The organism is Bacillus sp. 196mf (genome assembly GCF_003217275.1).
Lineage (GTDB): Bacteria > Bacillota > Bacilli > Bacillales > Bacillaceae_G > Bacillus_A > Bacillus_A thuringiensis_S.
Window position 1 is genome coordinate 23,101 of the sequence record NZ_QJTG01000008.1, and the last position, 18,478, is coordinate 41,578.

Below are 18,478 nucleotides of genomic sequence, written 5' to 3' on the forward strand. Positions count from 1 at the left end.
TTTAGACTGGTTGGTCATTAAAATATTTACGTTTAAACCAAAAAGCAACGTTTACAAGTGCAATCATTACAGGTACTTCAACTAATGGTCCGATAACTGCTGCAAATGCTGCGCCTGAATGAATACCAAACACCCCAACTGCTACAGCAATTGCTAACTCAAAGTTATTACTACCTGCTGTAAATGCTAACGTTGTCGTCACCGGATAGTTTGCACCAATTTTTCTTCCCATAAAGAAAGATACAAAAAACATTACAATAAAATAGATTAATAACGGAATCGCTATTCTTACCACATCTAATGGTACGCTAACAATCATCTCCCCTTTTAAAGAGAACATAATGATGATTGTAAATAATAATGCAAGTAATGTAAGTGGACTAATCTTCGGTATAAACACCTTTTCATACCATTCTCTTCCTTTTAACTTAACGAGTACAAAACGTGTTAACATGCCTGCTATAAAAGGAATTCCCAAATAGATAAATACTGATTTCGCTACTTCTCCCATTGTAATATCGACAATAGCCCCTTCAATCCCTAACCATTCTGGAATGACTGTTACAAACACGTATGCATAAACGGAGAAGAATAACATTTGAAATACTGAGTTAAAAGCCACTAAACCTGCTGCATACTCTTTATCCCCATCTGCAAGATCGTTCCAAACAATTACCATTGCAATACAACGTGCTAAACCAATCATAATGAGTCCGACCATGTATTCTGGCTTATCAGGAAGAAAAATAATTGCTAAAACAAACATAAGTACAGGTCCAATAATCCAGTTTTGTACTAAAGATAAAACCAATACTTTTACATCTTTAAATACTCGGCCCATTTCCTCGTAACGAACTTTCGCTAACGGTGGATACATCATGACAATTAAACCAACAGCTAGCGGGATAGACGTTGTTCCAACTTGTAATGTATTCAATCCGTCTACTACACTAGGAAATACAAACCCTAAACCAATCCCAACAGCCATAGCTAGAAAAATCCATAGTGTTAAATATCGATCTAGAAAAGATAAACGTTTCATTTTATTTTCCATCTCCTATTAACAACAAGAATTTTGTTCTACTACGTTAGAAGTCGTGCAACAAGGTGCCTCTTCTATTTTATGAACATCACTCTGTGCTTTTGTATAAAAGAATTCCCACTCGTTCCCATCAGGATCCGTTACCCAAAACTTATCTTGAACCGCATAGCAACAAGTCGTATCCATCTCATCACGCGCAAAGAAACCTTCTTTTTCTAATCTTTCTTTATGTAACGTAATTTCTTCAGCTGTATCCACTTGGAAACCGAAATGATTTACCTGATTTCCCTTCACTTCATCTCGTACGTTTAGCGTGAAATTAAGTCCTGGCGTCTCTAATAAAAATTTTGCATAATCTACTTTCACCTTAACTGGTGACACACCAAATACCTTTTCGTAGAATTCAATAGACTTCTCTAAATCCGTAACATTTATACCGACATGAACATATCTCATAGCTTATTCCTCCTCTTTATATGTTATTAATCAATTTTTTTTGATTAATAACGCAAAATTTTAACAACAACTACCTTTGCCTGTTTTTCTAAAGATACAGCACAATTCTTCTGATAACAAATTATTCACTTCCGCATCATTTAAATCATAATAACTCCACGTACCTTTTGTTTCTTTTACAATTAAACCTGCATCTAATAAAATCTTTAAATGATAGGACAATTTAGATTGCGTCATTTCAAAAATCTCTGTTAAATCACATACACAAGTCTGGCCTCGCTGGCAAAGTTCATACATGATTTCTAAACGTTTTTGATCAGCCAACGCTTTAAACTTTTTCTCATATAACTGAAAATTTTGTGCCACTGTAGTTCACTTCCCTTCATCAACTTTTTTTGATGTTTATAGTATATACGCTAGTGAGTTTATTATGCAACTTATTAATCAATTTTTTTGATTTAGAAAAACTTCCTCCCATTATATCTTTTTACAACTTAATAGTTACAATATTTCCGAGAAATGGAGTCTCTATAACTATTTTAAATTTTAATTTGATCATTATAGAGTAGTGCCCCATCACCATCAATCTAAGAAAAACAAATACCCCAAAATGAGAAAAATCGATATAACTCTTCGGCAAATAAAGATAACTCTTGTTTTTAGTGCATAATCATAAAAAGCACGTCACCCTTTCTCATTAACATAAGAGAATAGTAACGTGCTTTCAATTTCAAAAATAGTCTAAATCCTTAAGTTGATGGTTGTGGGGCGGGCCCCAATAAGAACGGTATCTAAGATTGTATGAAAGGTGTTAGTTCCATTCAAAAGGCCTCAGCCGACGATTAACTCAAGTACCGGTTTCGGATGACCCCCATGTGATGAAGTTCGTGTCCTGCGATGCCGTACGCGAGGGCGCGCGCCGTAATGCTTAGGTTGTTGGCTGTACCCTTACGATTCCACGCCTCAGCCGGTAGCCCGCGCAGCAATGTGATCGTTGATTGCCGGACGGCCTGGTAGTCTTCGGCCAGTTGCGCGATTGTCCAGCTTCCAAAAGGAGGCATGAACAATTCCTGATCGAAACCGGTCAGCGGCGTCTGGTCCCCTCTTGCGAACCGGAGCAGGCGGTAGGTCATGACGCGTTCCGCGTCTGTAATGTGGCCCACGACTTCTTTCAGCGTCCATTTTCCTTCCGCATACCGATATGCGGCCTGGCTTTCGGTCAACGATGCCAGGAGCTCAGTCATTTGCTTTTCCTGGGCGAGCAGAATGTTGATGATGTTACCGTCCGGCACCAAACGGATATATTCACCGGAGTTCCCGGCGTATTCTTCTTCTGACGGTCTTTGATTCATGCATAGTCACCTCTTTATGTAAATATAGAAAATTATAGCACTCATCTATGTCTAATAAATTCGCGAAATGATAGAACTTCCCTTCTAATAATTGAGGAGAAGCAACTATTTAGTTGGTCGGTCGCCACACTATCCTGATTCGTTAGCACAATAAAAATTATCTGTTATACAATATTTCGAAGTTATTAATATATATAGGTAACCCCTTCTTTTTTAAATTTAAAGATGAATTTCCAATTATATTTTGAAATGAATTGGAGTAAAACACACTAGTCTAACTACTTTTTTATACAAGATTTTATGCGAAAAAGAATAGCGAAGATCCCTAAAATCTCCGCTATATCAATGATGTATAAAATCTTGTATAAGTGATAGATAGACATAGAGACAAAAAATTTAGTAAAAATAAGGATGCTATGAAAAACTTGCTACCGACAATGAGACGTTATGTTAACTTCAAGTGTATAAGGTATTCATACGAAGAGTAGATAGCTTCTCCCCTTTAAAAAGGTTTATTACATGGTGAAAGAGAATATTATCCATAAAAAAAGGAGTTAATTTATGAATAAAAATATATCATTTCTGACCTTATCATTATTCCTATATTTATCCGCTTGTTCGACTGAGACAAACACTGGTAGTACATCTACTACTGAACAACCAAAAGTAAAAACTGCCTCAATACAACAAGAGGAAAATCGCAAACAAATTTTCTTTCAAGGAAAGGAAATAAAGAAAATTGAGCTTATATCAACTAAGGTAAAAAATAAAAAAACAGCTATAAATCTAGAGTTTGATCAAATTATTAAATCTATGGAACATGCAGGAATAGATAAGGATCGAGAAAGAGTTATTCCTCTTTTGCTAGATGATGAGGCCAAAGCAAATATTGATTATCAAATGAATGTAAATTACCAAGATAGTTCCAGTGAAACATATTTAATTTGGCTAGAGAATAAAAAAGTTGTAATTGCTCGTCAAGACAATGAAGAACAAAAAAATCTCGAACATTATATAATAAGGGATACAGATGCTCAACAAATATTAAGTTTATTTAAGAACAATATAGAATAACTTCCAATAACGAGAATTATGTATATAAGCTGCCCATATGGACAGCTTATTGTATTTTTGCTTAGCGTGCAAAATTCTTATCTTGTTGGCGGGACCCCATTGCCATCAAGATAAGAAAAGCAAATACCCCCAAGATGAAAAATTAGTTGTTTTCTGTAAAAAATACACAAAATTTTCATCTTGAGGGTTTAAATTCTTAAGTGATGGGCACATATGGCGACCCCTAATATGAAAAATAATATAAAGATTTTAATTTGATCCTATATATTATTTACAATTCCAAAAGTAGATTCCCTATTTTTGGTATAATACACAGAGACTATATAATTCCTTATGGATATTCTTGAAAAGGGAGTAATGCTATATGAAATCAATAAATGTAAATGGCACTATATATTATATTGAATCTGTTCCTTTTGAAGATAAGAGTGAGCAGGATGAAGAGGGATATTACGAATATTTTTACAAAGGAGTCAATTTATCGTTTCACTCGGACAAAGAAATAATTACAGCCCGAATCTATGACAAGGAAAAAATAATATATTTCTTAAAAAATCCATCTCTCGCTTTTGGTAAGGATTTTGAAGCGATAAAGATATATATAATTAAAGAATTTGATGTAAATACATTCAAGATTCCAGGTGGAGAAAAAGCCTATATAGAATTATAGCCATAACCGATTTCTGTCTTTACTATAATATATAAAAAGCAAACAGTAGGTAAGTATATGCTTGATAAAGCTGAACTAAATACTCATAAGTAATTGTAAAGGGATATTCTTTGTTCAGGAGGATTTTATAACCGTAGCTTACAAGTGATGTAGTGCTACACCTATTCCATCTAACTTGCAACACGTTTGCGGTATTCTTGCCCTATCCCATCTAACTTGCAACACGTTTGCGGTATCCTTATCCAAATCACAATAACCAGTAGCTTAAGACTTTTAATATAATATTAAAAAGTGGATATGCTTAAACACATATCCACTTTCAACTACGAATATTTTTCACCTTAAACATACTTTTTTCCTATTTATATACTTACCTTCGCTTCTCCAATATCCTGCTTTTTAACTAAATCTAAGTAAAAATGTGAGACAGTTGTGTTGTAATAAGGAGAAATAAAAATAAATGATAGATTAAATGTAAACATTCCGATAAATGCTGCTAATAAAAACCAACCTATAAATGATAACCAAAGAACAAATAACTTTAGCTTTTGTCCTTTCATTATTCTTTTACTTTCTCTCAATGCTTCACTTGCTGTATAATCAGGATTCTCAACTAATATGTAATACGACATGGAATAAGAAAAATATTTAATAATACCTGGAACAATAAATAATAGGCTCCATAAAAAAATAAAAATAGCTTGCATTAAACCTAACTTCATTGATTTAAACAAATTCTTCTTTTTAAATCCTGAAAATACATCGTCTACCTTAACTTCTTCTTGTTTCCCTAAGTGTAAAGTAAAAACAGAATATCCATAATTAAAGATACCTTGAATGACACTGTAAATTAGGAAACATACCTCCCATAAACCAATATAACTTAGAATAAGTGCAGCAAGTGCTACCGGATCTACTTGTGGTTGCCCACCTATTGAATAAATAAATAATGCATCAGGACCAATTATCCCGATAAACAGTACAAATATTAAATACATAAAAAAGGCGATTGCTGATGCACTTAAGATTGGTACAAAATAGAATAAAGCTGATACTCCTATACCTACCCCCCATTTCCCATCTAACGAATTCAATGCTGCTTTCTTTAAATTTCCAATCATACTCGTGTCCCCTTCTTTTTTCTTATTTTCCTTTACTGAAAAAATAAAAGAACTTGTAGCAAGGCCCCGCTACAAGTTCTTTTAGCCAAATACTTTAGCTCATCGAAAAATTATTTATTCTACACAATCGGGGGTAATGCCTAAAATATAGTTTGTTAACATCATTATATAACATATTTATGAATTTTTGTTAAAAATTCTATATTTTTAGACAAATCACCCTCCACTTTTTTACTTATTTTTTATTTTCATGTAGCTATCGTATTGTAAACGTAGATGACATGAGGTTCGAAAACGGAAGACAACGTAAACTAACCAAAGTTTACATACGTAAAAAGGGTTGTTTTTGTTAAACAAGCGACCTGATTAATTACCATAATCCTTCTTATAAGAAGGACACTTTAAATGTTTTTCTTATTTTTTAGTAACATATTTAATTCTTTAGCATCTTTTTTTGTATTTAAAAATGATATTAACCAAGAAAATACATATATTAAAACTATACTTTCAAGAAAATCAGCAGTTGGGAATATTTCTATCCAATGGTTATATGTAGATATAAGAAAGACAACTATAATCATCATGAAAAAATGGATTACCAAGGCGAACAAATAGCTGATTTTTTCAATATCAAAAATGAATGTAAAAATGCCTGCACAAGCTGAGATTATAAGAACACTTATTATCTCAGCTCGTGTAATAGATATGTTATAGTTTCTTGATAGTAAAACTATCATGTATATAAATGAACCAGTTCCTAAACCTGTATACAGTCGTTTTTTTAGTTTCAATAAAGTCTTTCCCTTCTTTTTTTATGATTTTAAGATAAGGTTATTTAATTTTGATTGTATATAAAATGTGTAGAATATTCCGCCAAAAAATAAACCTACAGATAGTCCACTTATGGCAGAATAAATTATATTAAACGAAATATCATCATAAAATGATGCATACATTCCTAAAGTTACATTTAAGAGATATTTTACAAAGAAATTAATCAATATAATTATTAATGGAAGGTAACATTTCTTCCTGAAAGTAACCGTCTCTTGTTTGAAGAAAATTTGATATTTTACATATAACAAATATCCAATCATAATACCTGGAAGAATGAAAATCGTATAGCTTATTAAACAATATCCTAAGTAAGAAAATTTAGTGATAATTTTATCTAACCCCCATATCATAAAAATCATGGGAACAAGGAACATTTTAGATAAATTAATTGGTCTTTCTTGAGAAATAGCAATACCCCTTTTTATTAAAATGAATAATAATATCCATACCCATAATGGAGTTCTTATAAATACTTCTTTAATCATAGTATACATTGTATATCCTCCTTTGTTTTTATTAATATTTACATCAAAGGAGATATAAAGAAATGCTTTTAAACATAAGTGGTAAAAATCAATACATAAGTGGTTATCGGGAATGGTTTTTTAGCTGTTTTTTTAATGAAGAAACATATTTTCTTGATACAATTACTTTTTCTCTGTTTGAAAGCAGTGCTTCCAAATTTCCGTTTGCTTTAGCGGAGAATTTGTTTAAAAAATGAATATTGATAATTATAGTTTTTGAAATTCTAGTGAAATTATCTGGAAGTTCAGATTGTAATTTATATAAAGGACTTTTTATCTCAAATATATTTTCTTTTGTATAAACAAAAATTTTCCTTTCAAGATATTCCAAATAAATAACAGTTGAGCAAGAAATTTTTTCTTGTTCACCTTTGTGAGTAGAATTAACTATTAAATAGTTATCAGAACTATTCTCTAGTGTTGATACCATATCTAGAATAAAAGATGTTACTTTGTGAATGTAGAAGGTACAAGATTCTTCTTTAAGCTTTTCAATAATTTTAATATTTGCTTTCATTTTCTACCATATTTCCCTTTCTTTAAAATAAATTTTAATGTTTGTTTGAAACAAAGTTTAATCTAAGTCAAAATAGTATTTTATATGAATATTATTAAAAAATCTATTAACATATTTCTTCGCATATTTTTTATAAACATCGTAACATTATTTTTACCCCTCCATAATTGCCATCAATTTGAGAAATGTATTCTTCTCAAAAATGAAAATCACCCTAAGATCCTATGGACAACTATGAAAGGATGAAATTTTCGTTTTGGGGATATTTCAGAAGTTTAGCTTGATAGCGATGTGGCGGTACCCCATTGCCATCAACCTAAGCTTTTGTGATCCCCCTCATAACGAAATTTTCACCTTTTTACAATTATTTATGAGAATTCAGCTCATTTTTTCGTTTTGGGGAACAATCAATTTCTTAAGTTGATGGGTATGTGATAATGCTTCCATTTGAACAAATTTTCCTTTTCCATACCGATCACACATCTTTTGTAGAGTAATAGTATCAGCATATCCCAGTTTAAGAGGTTACTTACAAAATATTTAAAATTTTTCCGCGAGAATCCTCCGAAATGTAATACGGACTTTAAATATTTTCATTTATAATTCTTTATTTGTCTATACTTTTCATACCGCTGTTGTATAAGCTCTTCTGAGGATAATAGTATCAATTTTTTTAGAGATAATTCGATTACAGATTCAATCATTTTTGCCTGTGATTTTATATCATTTTGTGCTCCACCTTTAATTTCAGGAATGATTTCATCAATAATTCCTAAATGTTTTAAATCTTTTGCTGAAATTTTCATATGTTCAGCAGCTTCTGGAGCATACTTAGCGTCCTTCCATAGGATAGATGCTGCTCCTTCTGGCGAAATCACCGAGTACCATGAATACTCTAACATATGGATATGGTTACCGACACTAATGCCAAGAGCTCCACCACTTGATGCCTCTCCAATTACAATACAAACAATTGGCACTTTAAGTGTAGTCATTTCAAATAGATTTCGAGCTATCGCTTCAGAAATTCCACGTTCTTCAGACCCTATCCCTGGATAGGCGCCTATTGTATCAATAAATGTAATAATAGGGCGATTAAATTTATCAGCTTGTTTCATAAGTCTTAGCGCTTTTCTATAACCTTCTGGATGTGCCATTCCAAAATTTCTTTCTATACTTTCCTTTGTATTTCTACCTCTTTGATGACCAATAACCGTAACGGGCATTCCTTTAAATTTTGCAATACCACCTATCATTGCTTTATCATCACCATATAATCGATCACCATGAAGTTCGAGAAAGTTTGTAAACAATAAAGGTATATAGTCCAATGTCGTGGGTCGGTTACGTAGCCTTGCAATTTGAACTCGTTGAAAAGGTGTAATATTAGAATAAATTTTATCTTGCATTTTATTTAAACGTTTTTCTAATTCATGAATTTCTGACGATAAATCTACATTATTTTCTTTCATAATTTTCTTTAATTCATCAAATTTCTCTTTTAATTCAATAATAGGACGTTCAAAATGCAAACTCATTTTATCCTCCAAATGTTATGACTTACCTCACTCTAATCAAAAGACTTAGAAATAGAATCAATAAATAATTCAAAACCATCCACAACTATTTTTTGTTCTGATTCTGATAAATTATTGAGAATACTTTGATAAAATGTAATGGATTGCTCTCTTAAGCAATTAACAGTTATGTGACCTTTTTCTGTGAGGTGCAGAAAAAGTTCTCTTCTATTTTTTTCATTTACTTCACGATAAACAAGCCCCTTTTTTACTAACTTATCTACCAATCTACTTACAGTTGAAGTCTCTAATCTAAGTTTATTGGATAGTTGCCAAACAGTTAATTTTTCCACCTCTAGTTCCTCTAACGCCATCATTTGAGAAGTTGGTAAAGGTTTTTCAAATGGTCCATTGGGCAAATTTTGAGATTCAAAAACCCCAGTTATTATAATCATTTTCTTAATATCCGTTCTTAGTTTTAAGGCATCTTCTCTTTTCAAATAGGTCACCCTCCTACAACTAATGCATCATACATCAATTGTATTATACATGAATATGTTTTTTTCACAAGCTTAACGTAAGCCAATATTACAACATGGACGAGATATTTCTTCTTGTTAAAATGGTATAAGTGGATTGTTTTCTACAAATGGCAGAACATCAATTATGTATCAGGGGCCTTTATGGGGTACCGCTCATCGCCATCAAGCTAAGAAAATAAAACTACCCAAAAACGAAATTTTGTGATAACTTGTAACAAAAAACTCATAATTTTTTTGGGGAGTTCTACATTCTTAAGTTGATGGGCATGTGGTGCTACCCCATGCCCATCAACTTAAGGTATATTTTTATACAAAATGCGGTCTTTCCATATAGCTTTTTATTATCTTTTATAGATTTTATAAAAGTGGGCATATCAAATAAACCCTGACAGGCTTCAATTTTTTACTATGCTACATGATGAGTAGAAGTGGTATAATCATACACAACACCCAAAATATCAAAGACTGTCTTTTTCTCATATCGATGAGATTTTCGTCCGTTGTGCTGTAGGAGGTTAAACAGACGAAGGAGAACCTTTGATAATTCTTGGGTGTTTTTGTGTAATGCTTGGTAAAAAAGTGAAAAATAATCCTTAATTATGTACATCGCTTTATATTCACTTAGCTCTTTCTGTTTCTTCCGTAACAGGAGTTCTCGCATTTTAAACATGGTAGAAGAACATAATAGAATACTAATGAGTTGCCCATAAAGGTGACATTCTAATCGTTCTTGTTTAATAGATTTACAACGATGAATTTGAAACCAAGATTTCCATATTTTAAATAACAGTTCAATTTGCCAACGTAGTGAATATAAATCATAGATTTTCTCTTTTGGTACCCATTCCGTAGGAATGTTTGTCATATATACCGTAATACCTTGTAAAAGCTTCGTACGCTCTGTATAAGTAATTCCTTTTTTCTTTTCGCGAATAGCTCGGTCACGTAGGCGTTTCTGTTTTTGCTCCTCGGTACATCTATAAACCACAATGCGAGTAGGTAGTTTGTCTTTACTCCCTACATAAACATCATGTAATTCATACACTTGGCCAGGTTGTAATTGTGTCATGATGTCTTCCAAATGAATTTGTATATATACCGGTCTCAATTGAGTGGGCTTTGTTTTAAATACAACTGTTTCGAACTTTTTTCTGTATATTTTAGTTGGTAACTTAAGACGTGATAAATAATATCCTTGCTTGTCTTGAATAGACTTAAAGTCTTGTAAACGAAAATATCCTAAGTCACGAATATATAGTTCATTCTTTTGTGCCATACCTGTTCGAGTCGCACTATATGCCTGATCACTTCGTTTTCCTGGTTCAATTTCCACATCAGAAAATTCCCCACTCAACAAGTCATACTCTAGTTGAATTTTCACACCAGCTTTATGACTGCATCCTCCGGCACCAGGATAAGTAGCTGCGAATCGATCTGGAACTTGGAAGGTTGTAGAATCAAGGATGCGAATGCGCTCAAAGTAAGCTGAAAGAGAATGAGAAATCTTAGATAAACCTCCAATTTTAGCTTGTAGAAGTGTAGTAAATGCAGTTCGAAAGAAAGCTACAGAGGCTGAGTTAAAGCGTCGATTAAGTCCCTCCGGACTTAATAAAATTCCTGTTGAGGTTTCTAACTGACTACAAAGTTGAGTAAGAGAGGTAGTAGCGACTTGTTGATTTAACCATACACACAAAGATAAGAAATGGTGCCCATGGCACTTACGTTTTCGTTTCATCCCGCCTGCTTCTATAGCTAATTGATTAAGTGTAGCGGGAGACATATATCGATATAACTCTTCGGCAAATAAAGATAACTCTTGTTTTTGGTGGATATTCATAAAAAGTACGTCACCCTTTCTCATTAATATAAGAGAATAGTAACGTGCTTTTAACTCCAAAAATAGTCTATATACGGATTTGGAATAAAGTCACGAAGTTTAAAAAAGACGTGTTGTTTTAATAAGGTGCAACGCTTTTGCTCGAGATTACTTATCTAGAGCTTGTTTTATTGAACTACCAGGGCAGGTTACTTCAATAAAAAGAGGGGTTTTAGTGACAAAAGCTAATTCTTATTGCTATAAACAATTATATAGGGGAGTATTTACATTGATAAATTTTTTTAAATATAACTGGCAAGTAAGAGACGAATGGTTTGAATGGTGTAATCAACTATCAAATGAAGAGTTGATAAAAGAGCGAACTGGAGGAGTAGGAAGTATTTTATATACCCTTTTTCACATTATTGATGTTGAATATAGTTGGGTTCGTGGTATTCAAGGCAAAGAAGACATAGTAGTTGAATTTGCTGATTATGATACACTTGAAAGGGTTAAATCTCTTTCAGATAGATTCCGGAATGAAATAGCTGAATTTCTCAAAAAAAATTTAGATGAATTAAAAGAGAAAGCTGTATGTGTTGCTTGGGATGAAGATAAATATACTGTTGAGGAAATATTACATCATATAATTGCTCATGAGATTCACCACATTGGTCAACTCTCTGTTTGGTCAAGAGAAATAGAACTCAACCCTGTACCTGCTAACTTTATTGGAAGAAAGTTTAAATCCATTCATTCTTATTAAACTAAATGGTGCGTTAGTGGTATAAGGAAAATTAAATTAATCAGACTTTTTTATGAAAAACAGTTCTGGAAAATAAAAGAGAGCCATCGTTTTGTTCAATTACTGTTTAAAACAATGGCTTTTTATATGCATTGAAATTATGGGTTTAGAATGATTTTTTAACCAAACTTTATTTTAAACCAGCACAAAATCCTTAAGTTGATGGATGTGGGGTAGCACCACATCGCCATCAAGCTAAAATTTTATAGCATCCCCAGAACGAAATTTTGTACTATCTTGTAATAAAATGCTCATTTTTTCGTTTTGAGGTATTTGCGTTTCTTAGTCTGATAGTGATGGGGTGGGCCCCCACACAGTACGATTTTATTTCAAAAACACAACGATTTTACTACACACTTTTTATTTATCCCAAACTCTCATCTGCTAGTATTACTATTTTTCATTACTAATCTTGCCGTTTCACTCGGATGGCTAAGAGGAAAATGATGGCCATATGGAACAAAATCAACCTTACCAAGATACGATGGAGCAGAATAACCTCTGTCATAATCCCCCCAAATAATGTGAAGATTATACTTTGTTACTTCATTGAAATCACCTTGATCGTTTTTCAGTAGTAAACTGTTAAGCTGAACCGTAGTATTTAAAATTCTAGGAGAAGTAAAACTGTTCCTTATTTTTTCAATATAATGTTCAGGGATGCTCTCTATACTTTCAAACAAACCATTACTTAATAAATATCGCTCTATGAAATTAGTAGTTGCCAGTTTTAATTTCCATTTGTTCATAAATTGAGGAACATTTAGCGATTTAGCATTTTTTTTAACAACAGGTGGCTGAAGTAAAGTGATTGAATACTTCTTATCTATGTACTCTTGTACCAATGCTTCCAGAAGAATAAATGCACCGAATGAATGACCAATTAGATGTGCACCATTAGTAGCTTTCTCCAATAACTTTTTCACTACATTCAAATAGATATCTAGAAGATTTTTCTCTCGTTTAAAAGGAGAACGTCCCAAACCTGGAAGATCCAAGATCCATACAGGTTGACCAGTTTTTTCATGAAGCTCTTGTGCTAAAGGAAATAAATCCTCTCCATCACTCAATAAACCATGTAATAAAATAAACGGTTTACCCTCTCCTTGTAATTGGTAAAGGGTAGTGTTATCGCATAATGTTCGTTTAAATAAATGATTATGCTGGCCATTTTGATCTATCATTCGATAATCCAGATCAGCTACTACGGCAGGGAGAAATTTCATTACACTCGTCTTCTTAAACCAATCCCCTCCCATAATTTTTTTCGCTGAAACATTTGAAAATTTTCGTTTTGTAATAAAATTCAGTCCATCAGAAGGAATTTTTGTTATTTTACTTACCCCACTATTCATAATTGTTTTCATAAGCGGCATTGGAACCGAGATCTTTGGTGCCCTCATATTCATACTTTCTGACATAATACTTAATAACTCAGCAATGTTCTGATCGTGCTGTTTGTCTTCAACAAGTGTATATGTTTGAATAGTCGGTTGCTCTAATCTGAAAACCTGCACAATAAACTTCGCAAGCTCATCGTTTGAAATAAGTGGTAACCTATATCCCTTACCTCCAGGAATCATTGGCATGAGCCCTCTTCGCATACTCATCACAAGCAAACCTAATCCTGCTATCTGCTCTGTACTCCCTGTTTTACTACTACCGACTACAGTTGGCGGATTAATTACAGAAAGCGGATAACCTACTGCTGATGCCTGCTGACGGATATAAAGATCTGCTAAAAATTTTGTTCTCTCATATGGATTTTTTATTTTCAAATAATTATTTCCTTCTTGAAACACATCAATTGCAATCTTGCTATTTTTATCATCAAAGGGACTCATATAACCTACAACATGAATAAATTGTTGTAAGCCCTTCAATTGATGAATACTTTTAGCTAAGTCACTAATATGTTTGGCACCATGTAAAAATACGGAAGCTGCCTCTTTACTTGTCGCTTGAATATCCATGGGGCCTCCTGCGTGAATAATCACATCCGTTTTCAATACCCTCTCCTTATCTTCAGCACTTAGACCTAAATCTATTTTCGTCAAATCACCTTCAATAAAGTGCATAACTTCCTTTTTTAAGTTTCCTCTTTCTTGAAAAAGGCGTATTGCTTTACTTTTCGACCTTACTAAAAGAAGAATTTTAACATCCTCTTTGGCTAATTCTTTCACTAATTGCTGTCCAATAAAGCCTGTTCCACCAGTTAAAAATACTGTTCTCATATAAAATCCCCCTTTTAGTACTAATCAGTACTAATTTGATTAAAAAAAAATGCTTCTTTTATCGAAGCAATTTTAAAAAATGATCTGCTGTTTTCGTGATTACAGTTGCATCCTTCAATGTTTCTGAAATAAATAACGCTCCTTCAAGATTTGTAATAAAAAGTGATGCAACCTCATCAATATGAATCGTATTTCTAAATTCTCCATTCTCTACCCCTTGTTTAAGTAATAGAGAAACTTTCTTTTGTAATCCTGTAAAAAAAAGACCTATTTTTTCTTTTATTTGCGTGGCCTGTTTAGGACTTTGAATATAAAGAGTAATAAATGGACAGCTCCCCTTATACTCTCTCGACTGAACTCCTTGTGATAATTGCTTTAAAAACAGTTGGATACGATCTTCAACTAAAAATTGGTTCTGAGAAAGTACGTCATCAATTGCAGATTGATACATTTCAATCCAATAATCAACGACCCCTTCTAATAATACTTCCTTATTAGAAAAGTGATAATACACATTAGACTTTGAAACTTTGCTTACACGTACTAATTCATCCATACTTGTATAAGCAAACCCTTTTTCTAAAAATAATGTTGCAGCTACTTCAATCACACGTTTTTGATTCATTAATTTTACCTTTGTCATAACTAGAACTATATAGTACTAATTTAAACATTGCAAGTATTTATGTTAATTTTTAAAAAAGTTTGATTAAAAAAGTTCCACTAACATTGATTTTACTGCAAAAAAATCTTATTTTGAATAAAGTTGAACTGAACCCCGAAATTGTTAATTCACTATCGTCTAATAGAGGTCACCATACATACCCATCAACTTAAGAAAAAGAAATGCCCCCTTATTCAAGTTGCCTAGCCAAAAAATCACGTTTTAATAGACTTCTTTATCATCCCTACCTTTCTATAGATTACTAGTTATGAAACGAGGATCGTTTCATAACTAGTAATTTACTTAATTAGCTTGCTGGTTATGGAGTAGTGCCCCTATAAACAAAACCCTCCAGAGACATCTATAATTTGCCCTGTTACCCAGCGGCTATCAGAAGAAGCAAGGAATGCTACTACATCTGCAATATCTTCAACTTGCCCTATTCGTCCGAACGCAGATGAATTCGTAGCAAAATTTCGTATTTCCGGATCATCTAGCAATTTCGCATTTATATCTGTCTTCGTATATCCAGGCATAATTGTATTCACTGTTATACCTCTTTCTCCAAGATGTTTAGCTAGAGGAAGTGTCATCGTATTTAGTGCACCTTTACTTAAACCGTATGCAATGGACCCTGTAAAACCAAGTCTTACTTCCGCTGATGAAATGTTAATAACGCGCCCTTCTACTCGTAGTAACGGTAATGTTTGCTGAATTAAAAAGAATGGCGCCTTAATATTTACGGCCATAATTTCATCAAAAATTTCTTCTGTCGTATTTTCAATCGTCCCTTGTGTACCTATCCCTGCATTGTTTACTAAAATATCAATCTCTGATGTACCAACTCTTATTTGTAATTCATTCTTCAATTGTTCTACTAACTGTTTGACACCATCCATTGAATTGAGTTCTGCTTCAATTAAAAACGCTTTTCCTCCATTAGATTCAATCTCACTAATTGTTTCATCTGCAGCTGCCTTATTTCGGCCGTAGTGAATCGCAACTAATGCACCGTCGTTTGCCAATCTCATCGCAATCGCACGACCAATTCCTCGACTCGCCCCTGTTACTAACGCTACTTTCCCATCAAGATTCTTCATATATTTCCAACCTTCCTAAATTCCCTTTTGATAAATCCTATACTTATATTTTCATGCAAAAACCAAACATTTTAAATACAGATTTATAGGTAATTTAGTTCGTTCACTTATGATATTATAGTTATAATTTGTGATTCACTTTAGAAAACATAATAAGGAGGCTACACAATGCAAAACGCTGTAAAATTGGATGAAATCGATCATAAAATTATGAACCTGTTATATGAAAATGCGAGAATTTCTGTTTCAGAAATAGGACGGATTATATCCATGACGCAACCTGCTGTAAAGGAGCGTATGAATAAACTTGAAGATCAAGGAGTTATAGCGGCTTACCGAACGAAATTTGAGCCTTCCAAAATTAATAAAAGCATTCAAGCATTCATCATGTTTAAAACGAGCCAATGCTCTGATTTCATCCAATATTGTAATGCCGCTCCTGAAGTAACTGATTTATATCGAATTAGCGGGGAATTTAATTATATGATGAAGGTCATGAGCGATTCGATGGATTCCCTCGCTGCGTTTTTAGACTCGTTAATGCAATTCGGATTATCATCTCCTTTAATTGTTTTAAAGAGTGAGTTCGAGGAGAAATTGTCATTCTAATAAAGGGATACGTATTATCCTCACTAACAGTAAAATTTTCTCTTTCTTGAGAAAAACCAACAAAATCAATGACTAGCAAACAAAAAAGAACATTGATTTTTCAATGTTCTTTTTATATCTCTACTTATTAATTAGATTGCTCTTCGAAAAGAGCGCCTTAATCCCCTTACCCCTGATTCCTCTGTGCCTCCCTAAACTCCTCCTTCACCTTCTCTAACAACCCTTCTTCTGTAATTAATCGATACGCTGTATTCGCTAATGCTTTTGCCGATGTAATTAATGCTTTATCTCCTAGTTCTGAACGTGCTGCTTCTCTAAATTCATTCGTATGCGCAATTAAGTCATCTGGACCAATTTTAATGTACGGATGAATTGTCGGCACAACTTGGCTGACGTTTCCTGCGTCGGTTGAACCAATCCCTACTCTTTCTTTACGATTTACATCTTCACCTAATAGTTCTAGTTCTTCCGCTACGATATCGTTATATGTTTTTGTTACGAGTAATTCATCGATTTCATTTTGGAATTGATGGATTTTTACTTTTGCACCTGTTGCTAACGCTGCTCCCTCAGCAATGTTTCTTACTTTTTCTGTTACTTCCGCGCATCTCTTTCGCGTTGCTGCACGGATGAAGAACCTAGCCGCGGCATAGTCAGGAATAATGTTAGGTGCTTTTCCGCCTTCTGTAATGACGCCATGAATTCTCACGTCTGACGGAAGTTGTTGGCGAAGTGCGTTTATACCGTTATAGAGCTGAATAACCGCATCTAATGCATTAATCCCTTCTTCTGGTGAAGCTGCAGCGTGAGCTGTTTTTCCGTAAAAATGAAAATCAAGTGGATCGACTGCTAGTGAAGGACTCGTTGTCGCTGTTTTTCCGCTCGGATGAATCATAAGCGCCGCATCAATGTCTTTAAATAAACCTGCCTTTACATAACTTGATTTCGCGCTACCATTTGGCCCACCTTCTTCTGCTGGTGTACCAAACACGACAACTTCCCCGCCAATTTCTTCAAGTGTTTCTGATAATGCAATTGCTGCTGCAACGCTAATTGTGCCAATTAAATTGTGACCACACGCATGGCCTAATCCTGGTAAAGCGTCGTACTCCGCTAAAAATGCAATTGCCGGTCCTTGTTTTCCAGAACTTTTTCGCGCAATAAACCCCGTTTCATGTCCAGCTATATTGTGCTGCAACTGAAATCCTGCACTGCCTAGCAATAAACTTAACGTCCTAGATGCGTAAAACTCTTGGTTACCAATCTCTGGATTCGCATGAATATCATGACTTGTTTCTATGTACTTTTCCTTATTTCTTTCGATACTCTCTTCAATTGTTTTTCTTTGTGACGTTACTCCTGTCGCTCCCATTGTTCTTCCTCCTTTTATTTTCACGTAAAAAAGCCTCTTTCTAAAAGATAGAAAGAGGCTTCTGTATATACAGTCAAAATGAGCTTCTTTCTTATCTTTCAAGTTACCTTGCTGGAATTGGCACAGTATTCATAACGAATCCGCTGCCGAGGTATCATAGGGCCAGTCCCTCCACCTCTCGTGATAAGAATTTTCATAAAATTATATTAAATTATTTTTTATTCTA

19 protein-coding genes and 1 riboswitch are annotated in these 18,478 nt (G+C 33.6%); of the genes, 4 read left to right on the forward strand and 15 right to left on the reverse strand.

The window, feature by feature from the left end:
• Window position 1 precedes the first annotated feature (1 nt).
• The 4 genes from arsB to ATL10_RS13590 all read right to left on the reverse strand — a co-directional run bounded on the left by arsB (window position 2) and on the right by ATL10_RS13590 (window position 2,850).
• Window positions 2-1,042, reverse strand: coding sequence for an ACR3 family arsenite efflux transporter (gene arsB / locus ATL10_RS13575; protein ID WP_000826557.1), 1,041 nt, complete (start codon window positions 1,040-1,042; stop codon window positions 2-4).
• A gap of 18 nt (window positions 1,043-1,060) precedes the next feature.
• Complete coding sequence (locus tag ATL10_RS13580) at window positions 1,061-1,498, reverse strand: ArsI/CadI family heavy metal resistance metalloenzyme (RefSeq protein ID WP_004411740.1); 438 nt, start codon at window positions 1,496-1,498, stop codon at window positions 1,061-1,063.
• A 60-nt stretch (window positions 1,499-1,558) separates the two neighbouring features.
• On the reverse strand, window positions 1,559-1,864 hold the full coding sequence (gene arsR / locus ATL10_RS13585; RefSeq protein WP_000068188.1) for an arsenical resistance operon transcriptional regulator ArsR: 306 nt from the start codon (window positions 1,862-1,864) through the stop codon (window positions 1,559-1,561).
• A 476-nt stretch (window positions 1,865-2,340) separates the two neighbouring features.
• Window positions 2,341-2,850 carry a DinB family protein gene (locus tag ATL10_RS13590; protein ID WP_097924022.1) on the reverse strand — a complete coding sequence of 170 codons (510 nt, stop codon included), beginning with the start codon at window positions 2,848-2,850 and terminating at the stop codon, window positions 2,341-2,343.
• Between the two features lie 561 nt (window positions 2,851-3,411).
• Here ATL10_RS13590 and ATL10_RS13595 point away from each other — a divergent pair.
• Window positions 3,412-3,924 carry a hypothetical protein gene (locus ATL10_RS13595; RefSeq protein ID WP_061660777.1) on the forward strand — a complete coding sequence of 171 codons (513 nt, stop codon included), beginning with the start codon at window positions 3,412-3,414 and terminating at the stop codon, window positions 3,922-3,924.
• 364 nt (window positions 3,925-4,288) lie between these two features.
• Window positions 4,289-4,594, forward strand: coding sequence for a hypothetical protein (locus ATL10_RS13600; RefSeq protein WP_061660778.1), 306 nt, complete (start codon window positions 4,289-4,291; stop codon window positions 4,592-4,594).
• A gap of 362 nt (window positions 4,595-4,956) precedes the next feature.
• Here ATL10_RS13600 and ATL10_RS13605 read toward each other — a convergent pair whose 3' ends face one another.
• From ATL10_RS13605 to ATL10_RS13635, 7 genes are all read right to left on the reverse strand, one after another.
• Window positions 4,957-5,715: a DUF975 family protein gene (locus ATL10_RS13605; RefSeq protein ID WP_110497013.1), complete on the reverse strand. Its 759-nt coding sequence runs from the start codon at window positions 5,713-5,715 to the stop codon at window positions 4,957-4,959.
• Window positions 5,716-6,116: 401 nt separating this feature from the next.
• Window positions 6,117-6,506: a DUF3021 domain-containing protein gene (locus ATL10_RS13610; RefSeq protein WP_061660780.1), complete on the reverse strand. Its 390-nt coding sequence runs from the start codon at window positions 6,504-6,506 to the stop codon at window positions 6,117-6,119.
• A 21-nt stretch (window positions 6,507-6,527) separates the two neighbouring features.
• Window positions 6,528-7,046, reverse strand: coding sequence for a hypothetical protein (locus tag ATL10_RS13615; protein ID WP_061660781.1), 519 nt, complete (start codon window positions 7,044-7,046; stop codon window positions 6,528-6,530).
• A 94-nt stretch (window positions 7,047-7,140) separates the two neighbouring features.
• A complete protein-coding gene (locus ATL10_RS13620; protein WP_061660782.1) occupies window positions 7,141-7,593 on the reverse strand; it encodes a LytTR family DNA-binding domain-containing protein in 453 nt (150 codons plus the stop codon).
• A 593-nt stretch (window positions 7,594-8,186) separates the two neighbouring features.
• Window positions 8,187-9,131: an acetyl-CoA carboxylase carboxyltransferase subunit alpha gene (locus ATL10_RS13625; protein WP_000052084.1), complete on the reverse strand. Its 945-nt coding sequence runs from the start codon at window positions 9,129-9,131 to the stop codon at window positions 8,187-8,189.
• 32 nt (window positions 9,132-9,163) lie between these two features.
• Window positions 9,164-9,610, reverse strand: coding sequence for a MarR family winged helix-turn-helix transcriptional regulator (locus ATL10_RS13630; RefSeq protein ID WP_002094076.1), 447 nt, complete (start codon window positions 9,608-9,610; stop codon window positions 9,164-9,166).
• A 448-nt stretch (window positions 9,611-10,058) separates the two neighbouring features.
• Window positions 10,059-11,489, reverse strand: coding sequence for an IS4 family transposase (locus tag ATL10_RS13635; RefSeq protein WP_110497015.1), 1,431 nt, complete (start codon window positions 11,487-11,489; stop codon window positions 10,059-10,061).
• Between the two features lie 268 nt (window positions 11,490-11,757).
• Between ATL10_RS13635 and ATL10_RS13640 the strand changes: the two genes are divergently transcribed.
• Entirely contained in the window at window positions 11,758-12,234 is a 477-nt protein-coding gene (locus tag ATL10_RS13640; protein WP_033667686.1) for a DinB family protein, read from the forward strand.
• Between the two features lie 416 nt (window positions 12,235-12,650).
• Here ATL10_RS13640 and ATL10_RS13645 read toward each other — a convergent pair whose 3' ends face one another.
• The 3 genes from ATL10_RS13645 to ATL10_RS13655 all read right to left on the reverse strand — a co-directional run bounded on the left by ATL10_RS13645 (window position 12,651) and on the right by ATL10_RS13655 (window position 16,271).
• On the reverse strand, window positions 12,651-14,507 hold the full coding sequence (locus ATL10_RS13645) for an alpha/beta fold hydrolase (RefSeq protein ID WP_071714276.1): 1,857 nt from the start codon (window positions 14,505-14,507) through the stop codon (window positions 12,651-12,653).
• A 58-nt stretch (window positions 14,508-14,565) separates the two neighbouring features.
• Window positions 14,566-15,132, reverse strand: coding sequence for a TetR/AcrR family transcriptional regulator (locus ATL10_RS13650; protein ID WP_001072318.1), 567 nt, complete (start codon window positions 15,130-15,132; stop codon window positions 14,566-14,568).
• Window positions 15,133-15,506: 374 nt separating this feature from the next.
• Complete coding sequence (locus tag ATL10_RS13655) at window positions 15,507-16,271, reverse strand: SDR family oxidoreductase (RefSeq protein ID WP_098284648.1); 765 nt, start codon at window positions 16,269-16,271, stop codon at window positions 15,507-15,509.
• 168 nt (window positions 16,272-16,439) lie between these two features.
• Here ATL10_RS13655 and ATL10_RS13660 point away from each other — a divergent pair, with 168 nt between their 5' ends.
• Entirely contained in the window at window positions 16,440-16,880 is a 441-nt protein-coding gene (locus ATL10_RS13660) for an Lrp/AsnC family transcriptional regulator (RefSeq protein ID WP_065229048.1), read from the forward strand.
• Window positions 16,881-17,046: 166 nt separating this feature from the next.
• Here ATL10_RS13660 and ATL10_RS13665 read toward each other — a convergent pair whose 3' ends face one another.
• A complete protein-coding gene (locus ATL10_RS13665; RefSeq protein ID WP_000501367.1) occupies window positions 17,047-18,252 on the reverse strand; it encodes a M20 family metallopeptidase in 1,206 nt (401 codons plus the stop codon).
• A gap of 88 nt (window positions 18,253-18,340) precedes the next feature.
• A riboswitch (SAM riboswitch) is annotated at window positions 18,341-18,442 on the reverse strand.
• Between the last annotated feature and the right edge of the window lie 36 nt (window positions 18,443-18,478).

Bases quoted from the DNA above. Each gene is read 5' to 3' on its own strand.
- ATL10_RS13580 (WP_004411740.1), bottom strand. From the start codon at position 1,498: ATGAGATATGTTCATGTCGGTATAAATGTTACGGATTTAGAGAAGTCT.
- ATL10_RS13655 (WP_098284648.1), bottom strand. From the start codon at position 16,271: ATGAAGAATCTTGATGGGAAAGTAGCGTTAGTAACAGGGGCGAGTCGA.
- arsB (WP_000826557.1), bottom strand. From the start codon at position 1,042: ATGAAACGTTTATCTTTTCTAGATCGATATTTAACACTATGGATTTTT.
- ATL10_RS13590 (WP_097924022.1), bottom strand. From the start codon at position 2,850: ATGAATCAAAGACCGTCAGAAGAAGAATACGCCGGGAACTCCGGTGAA.
- ATL10_RS13650 (WP_001072318.1), bottom strand. From the start codon at position 15,132: ATGAATCAAAAACGTGTGATTGAAGTAGCTGCAACATTATTTTTAGAA.
- ATL10_RS13605 (WP_110497013.1), bottom strand. From the start codon at position 5,715: ATGATTGGAAATTTAAAGAAAGCAGCATTGAATTCGTTAGATGGGAAA.
- ATL10_RS13625 (WP_000052084.1), bottom strand. From the start codon at position 9,131: ATGAGTTTGCATTTTGAACGTCCTATTATTGAATTAAAAGAGAAATTT.
- ATL10_RS13635 (WP_110497015.1), bottom strand. From the start codon at position 11,489: ATGAATATCCACCAAAAACAAGAGTTATCTTTATTTGCCGAAGAGTTA.
- ATL10_RS13620 (WP_061660782.1), bottom strand. From the start codon at position 7,593: ATGAAAGCAAATATTAAAATTATTGAAAAGCTTAAAGAAGAATCTTGT.
- ATL10_RS13660 (WP_065229048.1), top strand. From the start codon at position 16,440: ATGCAAAACGCTGTAAAATTGGATGAAATCGATCATAAAATTATGAAC.
- ATL10_RS13600 (WP_061660778.1), top strand. From the start codon at position 4,289: ATGAAATCAATAAATGTAAATGGCACTATATATTATATTGAATCTGTT.
- ATL10_RS13645 (WP_071714276.1), bottom strand. From the start codon at position 14,507: ATGAGAACAGTATTTTTAACTGGTGGAACAGGCTTTATTGGACAGCAA.
- ATL10_RS13615 (WP_061660781.1), bottom strand. From the start codon at position 7,046: ATGTATACTATGATTAAAGAAGTATTTATAAGAACTCCATTATGGGTA.
- ATL10_RS13595 (WP_061660777.1), top strand. From the start codon at position 3,412: ATGAATAAAAATATATCATTTCTGACCTTATCATTATTCCTATATTTA.
- ATL10_RS13665 (WP_000501367.1), bottom strand. From the start codon at position 18,252: ATGGGAGCGACAGGAGTAACGTCACAAAGAAAAACAATTGAAGAGAGT.